Source organism: Fredinandcohnia onubensis (genome assembly GCF_002734285.1).
Taxonomy (GTDB): Bacteria; Bacillota; Bacilli; order Bacillales; family Bacillaceae_L; genus Ferdinandcohnia; species Ferdinandcohnia onubensis_A.
In genome coordinates this window covers 38,327-53,949 of record NZ_NSEA01000015.1, presented here as the reverse complement: position 1 = coordinate 53,949, position 15,623 = coordinate 38,327, and the positions used below count along the sequence as shown (strand labels likewise).

The 15,623-nt window shown below is 37.9% G+C and carries 14 protein-coding genes; 11 read left to right on the top strand and 3 right to left on the bottom strand.

The genetic code is table 11. From position 1 onward, the window contains the following. Positions 1–22 precede the first annotated feature (22 nt). The 6 genes from CKJ95_RS15520 (at position 23) to CKJ95_RS15495 (ending at position 5,235) form a co-directional block, all read left to right on the top strand. Entirely contained in the window at positions 23–739 is a 717-nt protein-coding gene (locus CKJ95_RS15520; RefSeq protein WP_099354360.1) for a response regulator transcription factor, read from the top strand. Next, positions 736–2,505, top strand: a complete 1,770-nt coding sequence (locus CKJ95_RS15515) for a sensor histidine kinase (protein ID WP_099354359.1) — start codon at positions 736–738, stop codon at positions 2,503–2,505. The genes CKJ95_RS15520 and CKJ95_RS15515 overlap by 4 nt, the downstream gene beginning before the upstream one ends. 239 nt (positions 2,506–2,744) lie before the next feature. Then, the gene (locus tag CKJ95_RS15510; protein WP_306475367.1) at positions 2,745–3,053 is read left to right on the top strand and encodes a TIGR04104 family putative zinc finger protein; all 309 of its coding nucleotides are present in this window, start codon (positions 2,745–2,747) and stop codon (positions 3,051–3,053) included. 140 nt (positions 3,054–3,193) lie between these two features. Beyond that, on the top strand, positions 3,194–3,400 hold the full coding sequence (locus tag CKJ95_RS15505; protein WP_099354357.1) for a helix-turn-helix transcriptional regulator: 207 nt from the start codon (positions 3,194–3,196) through the stop codon (positions 3,398–3,400). Positions 3,401–3,441: 41 nt separating this feature from the next. Continuing rightward, complete coding sequence (locus CKJ95_RS15500; protein WP_099354356.1) at positions 3,442–3,819, top strand: permease; 378 nt, start codon at positions 3,442–3,444, stop codon at positions 3,817–3,819. A gap of 147 nt (positions 3,820–3,966) precedes the next feature. Further along, on the top strand, positions 3,967–5,235 hold the full coding sequence (locus tag CKJ95_RS15495; protein WP_099354355.1) for a hypothetical protein: 1,269 nt from the start codon (positions 3,967–3,969) through the stop codon (positions 5,233–5,235). A 70-nt stretch (positions 5,236–5,305) separates the two neighbouring features. On the opposite strand, the gene CKJ95_RS15490 is transcribed toward CKJ95_RS15495, so the two are convergent. Further along, positions 5,306–6,502: a DUF4085 family protein gene (locus CKJ95_RS15490; protein ID WP_099354354.1), complete on the bottom strand. Its 1,197-nt coding sequence runs from the start codon at positions 6,500–6,502 to the stop codon at positions 5,306–5,308. Positions 6,503–6,771: 269 nt separating this feature from the next. Here CKJ95_RS15490 and CKJ95_RS15485 point away from each other — a divergent pair, with 269 nt between their 5' ends. From CKJ95_RS15485 to CKJ95_RS15470, 4 genes are all read left to right on the top strand, one after another. Next, entirely contained in the window at positions 6,772–8,046 is a 1,275-nt protein-coding gene (locus CKJ95_RS15485; RefSeq protein WP_099354353.1) for a M20/M25/M40 family metallo-hydrolase, read from the top strand. A gap of 1 nt (position 8,047) precedes the next feature. Next, positions 8,048–8,854, top strand: coding sequence for a DUF3100 domain-containing protein (locus CKJ95_RS15480; protein ID WP_099354352.1), 807 nt, complete (start codon positions 8,048–8,050; stop codon positions 8,852–8,854). Further along, positions 8,835–9,323, top strand: coding sequence for a hypothetical protein (locus CKJ95_RS15475; protein WP_099354351.1), 489 nt, complete (start codon positions 8,835–8,837; stop codon positions 9,321–9,323). The genes CKJ95_RS15480 and CKJ95_RS15475 overlap by 20 nt, the downstream gene beginning before the upstream one ends. 188 nt (positions 9,324–9,511) lie before the next feature. Continuing rightward, the gene (locus CKJ95_RS15470) at positions 9,512–10,060 is read left to right on the top strand and encodes a cupin domain-containing protein (RefSeq protein ID WP_099354350.1); all 549 of its coding nucleotides are present in this window, start codon (positions 9,512–9,514) and stop codon (positions 10,058–10,060) included. 91 nt (positions 10,061–10,151) lie between these two features. Here CKJ95_RS15470 and CKJ95_RS15465 read toward each other — a convergent pair whose 3' ends face one another. Beyond that, on the bottom strand, positions 10,152–11,816 hold the full coding sequence (locus tag CKJ95_RS15465) for a BCCT family transporter (RefSeq protein WP_099354349.1): 1,665 nt from the start codon (positions 11,814–11,816) through the stop codon (positions 10,152–10,154). Positions 11,817–12,043: 227 nt separating this feature from the next. Between CKJ95_RS15465 and CKJ95_RS15460 the strand changes: the two genes are divergently transcribed. After that, positions 12,044–14,101, top strand: coding sequence for a catalase (locus CKJ95_RS15460; RefSeq protein ID WP_180271543.1), 2,058 nt, complete (start codon positions 12,044–12,046; stop codon positions 14,099–14,101). Between the two features lie 385 nt (positions 14,102–14,486). Here the strand turns inward: CKJ95_RS15460 and menC are convergent, their stop codons facing one another. After that, positions 14,487–15,602, bottom strand: coding sequence for an o-succinylbenzoate synthase (gene menC / locus CKJ95_RS15455; protein ID WP_099354347.1), 1,116 nt, complete (start codon positions 15,600–15,602; stop codon positions 14,487–14,489). Between the last annotated feature and the right edge of the window lie 21 nt (positions 15,603–15,623).

Genomic DNA, 15,623 nt, shown 5'->3' with positions numbered 1-15,623 from the left:
GATAAGGATGAGGTGGAAACTTATGTATAATGAGACAAAAGTTTTAATAGTTGATGATGAACAAGCTATTGTAAAAATGTTAGAAATGATGCTAAAAAAGGAAGGATTTCAAAATATATATACTGCTTATAAAGGAGAAGATGCGCTTACTATTCTAAAAAAACAACAGGTTGATATTGTTATCCTTGATGTGATGCTCCCAGATGGCAGCGGGTTTGACTTTTGTCCGAAAATCCGTGAAATATCGTCAGCCTATATTTTATTTTTAACCGCTAGAGTATCAGATTTGGACGTACTAACGGGATTTGCAACTGGCGGTGATGATTATGTGACAAAGCCGTTTAATCCATTAGAGGTGGCCGCAAGAATTAAAGCATATTTAAGAAGGAGTTCTAAATTAATGGAGCCTACAATCCAATCGAAGTCTAAGCAGTTTGATTTTGGTCGATTTATGTTAGTTGAAAGCGCAGGAGAATTGTTGGTAAACGGGCAGCCCGTACCATGTCCAACTCAAGTTTATTTGTTGTTGCTTTACTTATGCAAGCATCCGAATATCGTCCATTCTAAGTCTGCACTCCTTGAAGCAGTCTGGGGTTTTGACAATTATGTTGATGAGAATACTGTTTCGGTACATATTAGAAGAATTAGAGAAAGAATCGAGGAGGACCCAAGTAACCCTAAATATTTACTAACAGTAAGAGGTCTTGGATATAAACTTGTAAAAGGAAACCAATCATGAAAAAGCTTAGATGGCGTTTATTTTTGCATTTCTCATTACAGTTTTTGTCAGTAGCTGCCTTAATGGTTATTGTCATTTTTCTAACCCTAATAATAGGTATAGGTATTTATGCAGAAGATGTTTCTCAATCTAATTATTATCAGGCAAAGTTAGAGGCGATTTCAGTAAATACGGGATTTTCGTTTTCAGAATTCAAGATGAACAAGGATTGGGATAAAGATTTAGAAAAGGAACAAATTTGGGTACAAATAATTGATCATGAGGGAACTGTGATTGAATCAGGAAATGTACCAGATGAAATACCAAACAAGTATACATATCAAGAATTGAAAATGATGAAGGAAACAAAGCAATTACAAGATTATTCACTTGCCTTTTACTTAGAAACATTTTACGAGATACCTTACTTATTTGTTTTAGGCTACCAAGATCAAGCACAGCTTTTACTAAAGCAAATTGTTAAGGGGTATGGGGAAAGTGGGACAGTAGCTGATGCAGACCAAGGTGAAGTTGAGAAACTATTAATAAAGCAAAAAGGCACTCTGAAAATATTTCGTACGGATGGGTCATTGCAACAAATGCTTGGGTTACAAAACCGTGAAGAAGAGAAGCCTTTGGATGTTTTTATGAGGGATGTTGCGCCTGATATTTATTCATCAAAAAGAACGACTTATGAAGACCCTAAGAATGGATTGGTTTGGGAGCTTTATACACCAAATGAAACGAACAATGAAGTGAAACTAGAAACGTATCTCGATGTAGCACGAGGATTTCTCATTACTGGGGCAATTGTCCTCCTTATTACTATCGCGATTTCAATATGGAATGGTTTTCGCTATGGAAATCCACTGTTTATTTTTGCGAACTGGCTTGGCAGGATGGGAAATGAAAACTATGGTGAAGTACTAACAGAGCGAGAAAAGAAGAAAGTGTATCGTAAGAATGGAAAGATCCGGTTACGATTTAAGTTATATCAAGAGGTATTTGAGGCATTTTATGATATGGCAGGTAAACTTGAAGCCTCACGGAAAGAACGCGAGCAATTAGAGAAAAACCGTACAGAATGGATGACCGGAATATCTCATGATTTACGCACACCTTTATCAACTATGCAGGGATATGGAAACTTACTAGAAAGTGGACAATATGATTGGACTAAGGATGAGTTAGAAGAAATAGGGAAAACGATACGTGAGAAAAGTGATTATATGCTACATTTGATAGAAGATTTTTCATTAAGTTTCGAGTTGAAAAATGGTGGAAATCGAGTTCAGTTGGAGACAGTTGAAGTAAGTGGGTTTATTAAGGAAATCTTAGGAAAATATAAAAGGGACCGGATAATGAACGACTATCCCATATCCTTTGTCCCTTTACACAATAACAGTTTTCTAAATGTAAACAGACGGTTGTTTGAAAGAATGCTAGATAATCTTATATATAATGCAATGAAACATAATCCGCCTGGCACAAGCGTTGATGTTATTTTGGAGGGAAATAACGACAACGGTGAGATAAAAATAGTCGTCAAGGATAACGGTATTGGGATGGATGAGCCGACTAAGAAACATTTATTTGATAGGTATTATCGTGGAACAAACACAGATGAACGTGTAGAAGGCACAGGGCTTGGCATGAGTATAGCGATGCAAATTGCAAAACTGCATAGCGGAGAAATTAATGTCGAATCGTGGGAAAACCTCGGAACAGAGATTACCGTAACCTTGCCGGGACACAGGGACAGGTCCCGCGTCCCACAACAGGATTAAACTGGGACAAGGAACCTGTCCCTCCGACCCACTTGAACGGGAAATTGTGGAAAGCTGTTTCTCGTTGCCGCAGTTTCTTGGGGAACTATTATGATTTTAAAGGCAGCCTTTGTTGGGCTGCCTTTGTTATACTAAGTTAGAGTAATTAGATTTGTTTTTATAATATACATACCAAAATATGAATCTTTTTTTATAATTATTACGTATTAAGCAATAAGAGGAAAGCTTCTAAAAAGGAGATGATTTTAATGCCTACTTGTATGAATTGTGGAAGAAAATGGTCTTGGTTGAATTCACTGAAAAAAATATTTTCATTCCGTAAAAGTATGAAATGTAGCCACTGTGGGGAAATTCAATACCAAAGCTCAGCCTCAAGAAACGTAACATCACTATTAGTATTGCTCCCAATTATTACGCTCCCAATTTCTGCATTGTTTAACTTAAACCTGATACATATTTTACTATTTAACCTTTCTTTATTCGCTGTAGTTATATTACTCATTCCATATTTTCTAAAATTATCAAACAAAGACGAACCGTTGTGGTGACGCGTGCATACACTTTGTTAATTTTGTAAAAAGGGTTAGTTAAAAGAGACTAACTCTATATTTTTGCCCTTAAATGTAAAGGAAACTTGACGTAAAGGAGGCTTTACATTATGATGAAAATATAAGAGGTGGTGAATGGGTTGCAAAATAAAGTATCAGAGTTTAGGAAAAAACATGGTTTTTCGCAGGATCGACTGGCTGAAAAATTGGGTGTTTCCAGGCAAACAATTATTTCGATTGAAAAGGGCAAATACAACCCATCTCTTCCTTTAGCATTAATTATGGCTGAAGTTTTTGAGACGAAGGTTGAAGACATTTTCACTTTAGAGGAAGAAGACTATAAATAAGGTTTTATGCTACGTGAAAATTTTTAAAAGGAGGAAAAAAGATGGGGAATTCGCGAGTTCCATTTGTCATTTTGGGTATTTTGTTTACCGTGATGTCGGTTTTTTTACTATTTGTAGGGATCATGGCCAAATCATCACCTGCACCTATGGTTTATATGACACTGGCTATGGCAGTCATGAGTTTTTGTTTGGCATACTTGTATCCACAATTTAAGCAAAAAGATGAACGCATGAAACTTATCCGAGAGAAAGGTATTTTCGCTTCGTTTTTTGCGATGATGATTTTTCTTATTTTGTTTAACATTGGTTTGCAATTTAACATCATTGCGTTAACCGCTGCTCAACTAATCAACATCCTCACAACATTACTAATCTCTACAATGTTTATCTCCTTTGTCATTTATTCGAAAATATACTAGGGTCAGATCTACAGTTGTCTAGACTCAAAATTAATACCTGCACTTAAACAAGTGCAGTTTTTTATTGACGAAAAATTGGAAGAATGTGAAACCGTTGGGTGAGTAATTCGTAGTAAGTAGAAAAGCAATATGTTGGAGCTGACAAATATGTTTAAAAGAACTCAGGAGTTAGTTGATTTTACAAAAGAGAAGTTTGGATTACGGGACTATTATTTAGAGACTTATAGTTTCAATCGAAGTGTCAATATTTTTAATGAGACAGTTTATACTATGTCAATGGAATGGTTTCCTACTCATTGTGTGGGACAAGAGTATGAGGATGAAAATCCAGATGGAACGGCAGTAATCACAATAGATGTGAAGAGTCGTAACTTTGAAAGTGTAATTTTCGTGATGGGGCAGACGTTCGCCACAAACGGGGTAAACTTCTCGGATAAAAATGACATTATAAAATGGATTGAGCAGGAAACAGGATTAACGTTTGAGCAGCAATTCCAGTTGCATAAGGAAGAAGAGGGAGAGCTACATTTTAAAGAATGCATGAATGGTGTTGCTGTATCGCCTTCTGGAATGATCGAGGTCAATTTTGATCAAGATGGTAGGCTAACTTTGTTTTCTGCGCATGGCCATTTTCCTGCGAAGGAAATGGTGAAAATAGAACCTTACACATTGACATTTGAAAAAATTGAGGACATAGCAAAGAAACAAGTGAAGTTGATTGAATTTCCGTTAATGGAAGAACAACGACTGGTCTCCGCTTATGCGGTAGAAGAAATCTATGTAAGAAATGACCAAACGGCCACAATCCCTTTTGAAGTTATCGTGGATGTTAGGGGTTATATGAAAATAGATAAAACGTTGGTGTGGGATGAGCCAATTGGGGATTCTTCATTTGAAAGAAAAGAGATAACTTGGCATGAAGAGGTTTCGGCTGAACAAGCATTCTCAGGCGAGCCCTCACCTGATACACTACCAATCACAGAGACAGAGCAAGAAAAATGTATGATCGAGGTCCGAGATTTTTTACGAAGAGTATATCCTAGTGATTCTGGAGTCTGGATATTAAAATCACTTCATCGCGAGTCAGGGTATATTCATGCGATAGTAAGAGCGAACAAGCAGGATAAACGCGTATTTCAGCGGAAAATAAATATCATGATTGATTCTGAAAGTCTTCAGGCTGTGAATTATATGGATAACCAGATGATGTTGGATATGTTTGATGAATATGAAGAACCCGAGAAAGTGATGATAAGCAAAGATAAAGCCTTTGAAAAGATCAAAGGAAAGTTCGAATTAGAGCCTTACTACGTGTATGACTTTGACCAAAACCAATATGTCCTGTGCGGGAAAGTAGATAGCCAATTTGCAGTTCATGCATCAACAGGAGAAGTTCTACCGTTAGATGAATTATAAGGAGGAAAGGTTGCTTCCTCATGGGTAGCAGGTCCCTTGTCCCAAACCAGGACGAGGAACCTGTGTCCCCTTAATTTATCAGTGAACGATATTTTTCAATGACGTCATCTGTTAAAATACCTAATTCAAAAAAGTGGTTCGCATAAACGCTTGCCATCATATCGTTTTCCTCGGTTATCTCCATTTTTGCCATAACACGATTAATGATCTCAGTGAACTCGTGAGGATTGGCATACATCGTATTCCATGCCCGGACTTGTAGTTCCAAATCCTTGCCTAGTGCTGCTGCTTCAATTTCTTCCGCTGCTATAGGTTCACTTAAGTGAGCATATGGATCCTCGTTTACGTCCGTATAAATAAACTGAATTGGATTGTACTCTTCTAGGTCATATGTAAAACGATCATTTCCTACAGTAACGACCATTTCATTTTGAACAAATTCGAGTTCTCCGTTTTCTAGTATGATAGACTCTGATAAAGACTGGATGGCGCACGTCACATTTGGTGTGTTCAGCCAATAGCGATGGTCCGGATTTAGTTGTGCAACATAATCCTCAAAAGAAGTCTCTTCCATTTGTTCTTCATTATTCAATAAAGTATACAAGGCTGGACGATAATAATATTCAGCATCCATATTCTTCATTGAAATCGTCCATTCGGCATCTGGACATTCAAACAACACGCGGAACGCAAAACCCTTAACTGTTTTCTGAAGTTCGTAATAGACGATCCAATGTCCGACCTCTAGCGGCTCATCGGATTCCTCTGTCATCACATTTTCAAAAACAAAATGAATCAGTGCTTTGGATGAAAAACCACCATCTGTATTGATGTAAAGATGAAGTGTATCTCCTTCACGTTCAATACGCTCGATTGTTGAATCATGCAAGCTTTCCTCAAACACATCTTGAACGGCATCTGATAAATAAGTAACAGCATTTTCCGTTTTGGAATCGGCAGCATCTAAAACTTGCTCAAATTCCTTGCTCGCTTCATGTATCCATTGCAAATAATCGTCACGAACAGACTTTGGCAATGTCGGTTGATTTAACGTTCCATTTTCCACATACGGTATGAAGCGACTTGGCAAGATTTGCAGCAATTCCTCTTTTATTTCCTCAAGCTCTTCCTTTAAATGACTAATGAGATCTTCACCTTCTTCTTTTGCCTCTCGTAAAGTAATTTCCCATTCTTCGTCAGTTTCAGGAATCGGTAAAATATTACACTTTGAAAATTTCTCTTTCGCCTTCTTGGTTAGGTTCCACATAGTCTCACCTCAAGATTGTTGATGTAAATAGTATAACAGGATTTTCCTGTTTTGAGAGTCAAATAATTTATCTCTCAGGAATCGTCCCCCTTAACGATGAAAATAAATCCTAAAAACGGTTGATATCGAACAATAATTATATTAGAATAAAAATTGTTCGTGTTTTACTAATATATTAATCAAAAATAATCTTGCCATTATTCGCTAATTACACTAAAAGCAAACGATAATGAGGTTTTAAATAATCAGTTAAAAAAGGAGAATCATATATGATTTTCAAAAATCAATATAAAGAGATAAAAGAGATAGCTGAAGACATCTATTTTCATCCGGAACTAGGGTATAAAGAAGAAAGAACGAAAGGGAAGGTAATGAATTGTCTAAAGCAGATGAATCCTGATATTCAAATAGAGGAATTCAGTACTACCGGTTTTAAGACAACATTGGGTGACCAGGATAAGGATTTACACGTAGCGTTCATTGCAGAATTAGACGCAGTATATGCACCATCACACATGTATGCGAACAAAGAAACCGGGGCTGCTCACAACTGTGGTCATTATACACAAGTTGGGATTGCACTTGCTTTATACAATTATTTTGTTAAGTCGAATAGCTACAAGGATTTTGATTATAAAATATCCTTTGTCTTTGTCCCTGCAGAGGAATACTTGGATCTAGCTTATCGTGATGAGCTTATACAACAGAATAAGATTACTCATTATGGCGGTAAGCCAGAAGCGATGAGACTTGGTGTTTTTGATGATATTGATTTATCTATCTGTGTACATGCTATAGGCGGCGAATTTGAAAAACGTACGATTAATACCAACTGTGATTTAGCTGGATTTTTGTATAAAAAATACAAATTTATTGGTAAAGCAACGCATGCTGGGTTTGATCCATTTTCCTCGAAAAATGCTTATAACATGTCTACTTTGTTTAATGTAGCCGTCGGCTTAAGTAGACAACAACTTAAAGATTCGGAAAAGGTACGGATCAATCCGATTGTGATGGAATCAGATATGTCTACAAATGTGATACCGAATGCTATTACTGTTGGGACGGACCTGCGGACTCTATCGACAGAATATATGAAAGAAGCTGCAGTGAAACTCGATGATGCAGCAAAGGGAAGTGCTTTAGCCTTACAAGGAGATGTAGAAATTTCTACACAGATGGGCTATTTACCTTTCAAACAAGACCGTTATCTATCCGATTTTGTATGGAAAGCATTTGAAGAAAATAATGAAATAGATGTGCTGTACAATGATGATCCAATTAGTGCGGCAGGAGACATAGGCGATTTATCTTACATGATTCCTTGTATTCAAATAGGTTACAGTGGTTTTACAGGAACGATTCATGGAGATGACTTTATCGATATAGATCCTGAGTTTATTTATGAGATTTTTCCTAGATTCGTAGCTCAAGTGTTTGAAAAAATGAATGGAAACATTGATTCTTCAGAATTATATAAAAGAAGTTATGAAGACTATATCAAGTTAATTAATGAAATCATTATGGATAAGAAAGGAAACTAATATGAAGAAAAATTTTATTTATCTCATTTTATTTGCACTAATAGTCATTACAGCTGCTGAAATGATCGGATTTCAAAGTGTTAACCTTGGATCCTTTTCAATTGGCTTATTACCACTTGTATTTGCAATTATCATCACGATGATTTTAGGACTGAATCTTTTCCGCAAAGGTTTTTGGAAAAAAGTCTACAGTAAAGAGAATGTAGACTTTGCCGGAAAATACTTGATTCTTATCATGCTTCCACTTATGGCGAGATATGGTGCAGATGTTGCCCCGAAAATAGGTGAAATTCTTCAAGTTGGCTGGGTATTCCTGTTTCAAGAAATAGGGAACCTTGGAACAGTTCTACTGGGTCTGCCTGTGGCATTACTGCTTGGATTACGACGTGAAGCAATTGGAGCAACTCTAGGAATAGGCCGTGAAGGCGAACTCGCTTATATCTCAGAAAAGTATACATTGAACTCTGATGAAGGAAGAGGCGTTTTATCCTTATATATCATCGGTACATTATTTGGAACGATTTTCTTCAGTATATTCGCACCGATTATGCTTCAATTAGGTTTCCGTGTTGAGGCATTAGCAATGGCATCTGGTATGGGCTCCGGAAGTATGATGAGTGCATCTTCAGCTTCTTTAGTTGCACAAGTTCCGGATATGGAGAGCACGATTTTAGCTTATGCATCTGCGAGTCAGTTACTTACAAGTTTCTTAGGTACCTTTACAATGGTATTCCTTGCGGCTCCATTGCAGCAATTTATGTATAAACTATTTGTACGAGGTGATAAAAATGCAAAACGCGTTGCGTAATTCATATGTGAAGTACGGTTTAATCGTTTTATTAAGTCTTGCACTTATTATGTTTACACAATTTATAAAACACCTGAAAAATCCTGAATCAATGGCTGTCACTGGAATGACAATTGTGGGATTGCTTACACTATGGGTTTTCTCAATGATCGGTATTTTTATTTCGAATAAGTTAAATACATGTTCGATCAAATTTCTAAAGGAGTTTCCAGTATTAGGATGGGTTTCAATTACATCTCTTGTAATGTGTTTAATTTCTGACTTCTTTGTACAGGCCATTCAAGAGGTGGATTTCCTCTCCATCACAACACCGATTCTTACTTTTGCTGGAATTTCAGTAGCAAACCGTTTAGTAGAATTAAAAAATACTTCTTGGAAAGTTGCGATTGTTGCTGTTTTCGTTTTTAGTGGAACGTATATTGGTAGTACATTAGTAGCCGAAATTGGATTATTACTAGCTGGAAAGTAATTCATGCTATTAAGTCCGGTAGAAAATAAATAGTTATGTAAAAAGACACCTAATGCGGGTGTCTTTTTGTGTAAGGGCCACAGGTACATTATCCCAAATGAAGAATAAGAGAATAGTATATTTGGGTTCCGCTCATTATCTCTCTTGCATAGGATATTTTAGCAATTTGAGGAGGGATATTGAGTAAAATGAATTATGTAACATATGGATACCCACATCATTATTATCACCATCATCACCACCACCCATATTACACGCATGTTCCTATGCCTTACTGGAACTATTGGGGATACCATCACCCACATATGGGAAGGGAAATACGACAGTTCACTGATCAAGGTAAGCAGCCATTTGTAATCAATATCAATGAAGCTACAAAGCAAAACAATACGTTTCGCACTGCGATTTGGACAGGAACTTACCTACAGCTAACATTAATGAGTTTGCAACCTGGGGAAGATATCGGTTTAGAAATGCATCCTGATGTGGACCAATTCCTTCGTGTTGAACAAGGTAATGGAATTGTTCAAATGGGGAAAAACAAAAATCAGTTAGACTTTGTAAGACAAATTAGTGACGATTCAGCCATTATTATACCAGCAGGGTATTGGCACAACCTAACAAATACAGGAAATATTCCATTAAAGCTATATTCAATTTATGCACCACCAAATCATCCATTCGGAACCGTCCATAAAACAAAAGCAGATGCGATGGAAGCTGAACACGAACACTAAGCTGTCGACTCTAATGATGGACAAAGTGGGTCAAGGGACCTGTCCCTGCGTCCCAAAAAAGGGCAGAGCCGAAATGGGCTCTGCCTAAAATTTATTTTTTGTCATCTTCAAAATGGGCATCGATTGGCCCCTTTTGGTCTTGTTCGCTAGATGCTTTCCCTTTTGCTTTTTTCTTTCGACGCAAGCGTTCAAGAATTTTACGGTAATTCAGCTCGATCGTTTTCGGCTCATAATAATCGGATGCCATGATATCACGGGTGGATGCTTTCATAAATGACCAACCAAGCATGACCATAATAAAAAGAAGAGGGAATCCACCCACGATACTTGCGGTTTGCAAGGTGCCGAGCCCGCCAATAAACATCAACGTTAAAGGCATTATACAAAGAGCAAATGCCCAAAATAATCGGTTCCACCTTATCGGTTCATCCTTAACTTCCTTTTGCACAACAGATGCTAATACATAAGAGCTAGAATCGAATGTTGTTGCAAGAAAAACGATTGCAAGAACGGTGAATACCAAAATCATAAACCATGAAAACGGAAGGCTCTCGATTACATCTAGTATAGCAGGTGAAGCACCTTCTGTATTTAAAGTGTGAATAATATCCATTTCTCCAGTAAGTTGCAGGTGCATCGCGTAATTTCCTAATACACCGAAAAACAAAATACTTCCGATTGTTCCATAGATCATCGTCCCAAGTACCATCTGTTTAATGGTACGTCCACGTGAAATTTTAGCAACAAAAAGACCGACAAATGGGGCATACACTAGCCACCATGCCCAGTAGAATACCGTCCAAGTTTCTGGGAAAGAAGTCTTTTCAAAAGGACCCAAAGAATTAAACGGCTCTGTCCACGTACTCATATGAAAGAAGTTATCTAGTAAAAGTCCGATACTATTTACTGTTGTTTCTAACATGAAACGGGTTGGCCCGAACACAAAGATAAAAGCCAATAGAAAGAAAGCAAGGTATAGGTTTACATCGGAAAGAACCTTGATGCCTTTCTTTAATCCCGTATAAGAGCTAACCGCAAAGATGACAGTCACAAATAATAAGATAATCGTTTTAACTGTCATGTTCACATCGATTCCTGTTAAGCGATTAATACCTTCAGCAATCATCGGAGTACCTAGAGCAAGCGTCGTTCCAGCACCACCTATTAGACCGAACATAAATAAGATATCGATTATGGTACCAATAGGACCGTCGGCTAACCTACCAATTAATGGCCGTGTCGCTTCACTAATTTTTAGGACAGGTTTTTTTCTTACATAATAAAAATATGCGATAGGTAAGGCGGGAAGTGTATAAATAGCCCATGCAATAGGTCCCCAATGAAAAATCCCATAGGTGGTTGCCCATGCGATGGCTTGCTGTGTGCCTGGTTCTACTCCAAAGGGAGGACCTTGAAGGTAATAAGCCCATTCGATTGTTCCCCAATATAAAATACTAGAGCCAATCCCGGCACAAAATAGCATGCCCGCCCAGGAAAAATCATTAAATTCCGGCTTTTCCCCTTTGTCCCCAAGCAAAATCTGACCATTTGCACTAAACGAAACATAGATAAGAAAAAAGAAAATCATAATTCCAATCAACAAATAGAGAACACCAAAGTTTGTGGTCACATACGTATTTGCAGCATTAACCACCTCTTCACCTTTTTCAGGAAAAAGGACGAGAGGAATCGTAACCAACAACAATAATGAAAACGCGCCAATAAAAGTTGGCCAATCAATCATCCTGTTTTTCATTCACAACCCCCACCTTAATAAACTGTTATTGGTAGTTTTTGCAAATCAAAGGATAATATACTAATGCTTCAATAAGCATTACTTGATGGTGTAGTTTCCACGAATTTTCTAGCCAACTATCAATGGCCAAATGTAAGGGTCATTAGATACCAACATTACAGAACTTCATAAAAGAATAACCCGTTTCGGCTGCTCATATGATGGTACGGGAGAGGAGGCGTTTTAAATTGAGTGATGAGCGTAAGCTAAATGGGAAAGGTAACAGCAAAGATGAGCAGTTAGAACAGTTCCGTGTCGATGACCGAGGAAAAAAACTTACGACCAACCAAGGGCTAAAGGTGTCAAATGATGAATTTTCTTTAAAAGCGGGTGTACGAGGTCCTACCATAATGGAGGATTTTCATTTTCGTGAAAAAATGACCCATTTTGATCATGAACGGATCCCTGAGCGGGTCGTTCATGCCCGAGGGTTTGCAGCTCATGGTGAATTCCAGGTGTACGATGACACCATGAAGCAGTACACAAGAGCAAAGTTCTTGCAGGACCCAACTGTGAAAACCCCGGTTTTTGTGAGATTTTCTACAGTTGTTGGCTCGCGTGGATCTGCTGATACTGTGCGTGATGTACGTGGATTTGCAACCAAGTTTTATACTGATGAGGGGAATTATGATTTGGTGGGTAACAATATCCCAGTCTTTTTTATTCAAGATGCAATTAAGTTTCCGGACATGGTACACGCCATCAAACCGGAACCTCACAATGAGATTCCACAAGCCAGCTCTGCCCATGATACCTTTTGGGACTTTGTCGCGAATAACCAAGAAACTGCTCATATGATTATGTGGTTGATGTCAGACCGAGCGATTCCAAGAAGCTTCCGGATGATGGATGGGTTTGGTGTTCACACTTTCCGACTAGTCAACGAGAACGGTAAATCTCATTTTGTTAAGTTTCATTGGAGATCCACACTTGGGGCACATTCCCTTGTCTGGGATGAAGCTCAAAAGATTTCCGGTGAGGACCCTGATTTCCATCGTCGTGATTTATGGGAAAACATTGAAAAAGGTAACTTCCCAGAGTATGAATTGGTTGTCCAAATCATTAATGAGGAAGATGAATTTAAATTTGATTTTGATATTTTAGATGCAACTAAGATTTGGCCTGAAGAAGATGTTCCAGTAAAAATCATTGGAAAAATGGTTTTGTATCGAAATGTTGATAATGCATTTGCTGAAATTGAGCAAGTTGCTTTTCACCCCGGACATGTAGTCCCAGGTATTGATTTTACAAACGATCCATTATTACAGGGACGTTTATTTTCCTATACAGATACCCAGTTAATTCGCCTTGGTGGTCCCAATTTCCATGAAATCCCAATAAACCGTCCAGTTTGTCCATTTCATAATAATCAGCGGGATGGATATCACCGCCAAACAATTAATGTGGGTAAAGTAAGTTACCATAAAAATTCTTTAGCTGGCAACACACCAGCACCGGCTAGTGTTGAAGAAGGTAGGTTTGCTCACTATCAAGAGAAGGTAGAAGGTCGGAAAATTCAAGCTAGGAGTGATAGTTTTAAAGATCACTTCTCACAAGCAACACTTTTCTGGAACAGCATGAGCAAACCTGAAAAAGAGCATATTATTCATGCCTTTCAGTTTGAATTGGGCAAGGTTGAGAGCCAATCTGTCCAGCAGCAAGTTGTAGATATTTTTGCGAATGTTAACCTTGAAATGGCAAAAGAAATAGCGAACTATCTAGGTGTGAATCCGCCAAAAAGCGGAGGGTCAAACGTAACCAAGAATTCTCCGGCACTAAGTCAACTCAACACAAAGTTTAGCCCTAAGACAAGAAAGGTTGCGGTAATCCTAACCGACAATTTTAATGGGTCAGATGTAAATTTTGTACTCGAGCAAATGAAGGCAAATGGATTACAACCAGAAATTATTAGTGAAAAACTAGGCATGGTTAGAGGCTCGGACGGAATGATGCTAAAGGTTAACCATACCTTTTTAACGACAGAATCGGTATTATTTGATGCGGTTTATATCGTGAGGGGAAGCAGAACGAGCACGAAATTTAATAAAGATGCAGCCCACTTTATTCATGAAGCATTTACACATTATAAACCGATTGGGGCAACAGGTGAAGGGAAAAAGTGGCTAGAAGTGAATGGTATTGAAAACGCATCGGGTGTAGTGACGGCTGAGGATAAAGGGCAGTTTACTAGGGAGTTTATCAACGCTGTGAAAGGGCATCGGTTCTGGCAACGTCAGCTAGTTTAGTCCTTTCATGAAATACATCAAAAGGGAAGAATGCCTCTTAAAGTGGAAGCATTCTTCTCTTCGTTTTTTGAAGTCACTTTTACTAGTTTTTGGATCTTACGAATGCCTTTATACAGCTAATCTAATTAAAAGCATACGCAATTCTTTGTTGCGTATGCTTTTAACTCTTATTTACTAAAAAACGATACACAAATGGATAATTGTTACATCTATTGTCTCTTTTGAAATCGTTTCTACCATTATTTGGATTTTGCGAATGCATGTATACTGGCAATCTATAAAAAAGCATACGCAATTCATTTTTACGTATGCTTTTATCACTTATTCACTTAAAAACGATACACAAGTGGTTGATTTTTACATTTATTGTCTCTTTTGAACTATCTTATTCGTAATTATGAAATGATTCGCTATAGAGCATGAAATCCTCTATTTTTTCTATGTTAGGTTCCAAGCCAATTCCAAGCCCCGTAGGAACCTCGATATACCCATCCCTCATCGTAACTTCTGGAGTAATAATATCCTCTTTCCAGTAATGAGAAGAAGGGGCTGTATCACCTGGTAGAGTGAAGTTTGCTAGACTTGTGATTGCGATATTATGTGCCCGGCCAATCCCGGCTTCGAGCATGCCACCACACCACATCGGAATGTTGTTATCCTCACAAAGCTTATGTATCTTTAAAGATTCTGTGATTCCGCCTACACGACCGATTTTAAGATTGATGATTTTTCCACTTCCAAACTCAATTGCTTTTCGAACATCTTCGGCTGTGTGAATGCACTCATCCAGACAGATTGGGGTATTCAACTCTTTTTGCAGTCTAGCGTGATCAATGAGATCGTCATAGCTTAAGGGCTGCTCAACCATCATTAAGTTGAATTCGTCCAATTGTTTGAGGTAAGGAATATCATTTATGGAATATGCACAGTTTGCATCCGCCATAAGCGGAATCTCCGGAAATTCTTTGCGAATCGCTTTTAAAATATTCATATCCCAACCTGGCTTAATTTTCACCTTAATACGCTTGTAGCCTTTTGTTACAAAGCCTTCGATTTTTTGAAGAAGCTCCTGTTCAGATTTTTGAATTCCAACACTTACTCCAACTTCTATTTTTTCCTTAACGCCGCCAATGGCTTTGGATAATGAAATGCCATTTTCCTTAGAGTATAGATCCCAGATGGCACCATCAAGGGCCGCCTTTGCATTATAGTTTCCGCGCAAATCCTTGAAAGCTTTTGACACATCATCTGGGTGTTTAAGCTCCGTTTTCATGAGCTCGGGAATTAAAATATCCTTAAGCATATGCCAATTCGTTTTAACTGTTTCTTCGTGGTAAATGGGGATTGCATCAGAGACCGTTTCTGCCCAACCAGACAAGCCACTTTTTGACTTGACCTCAACTAAAATAAAGTCTTTATCCGTAATGGTTCCGACACTTGTTTTAAAAGGGTGGAGCAATCGCATTCTCATATATCGTAAAATAATACTCTTAATTTCCAAGCCAATTCTCCTCATAAAATA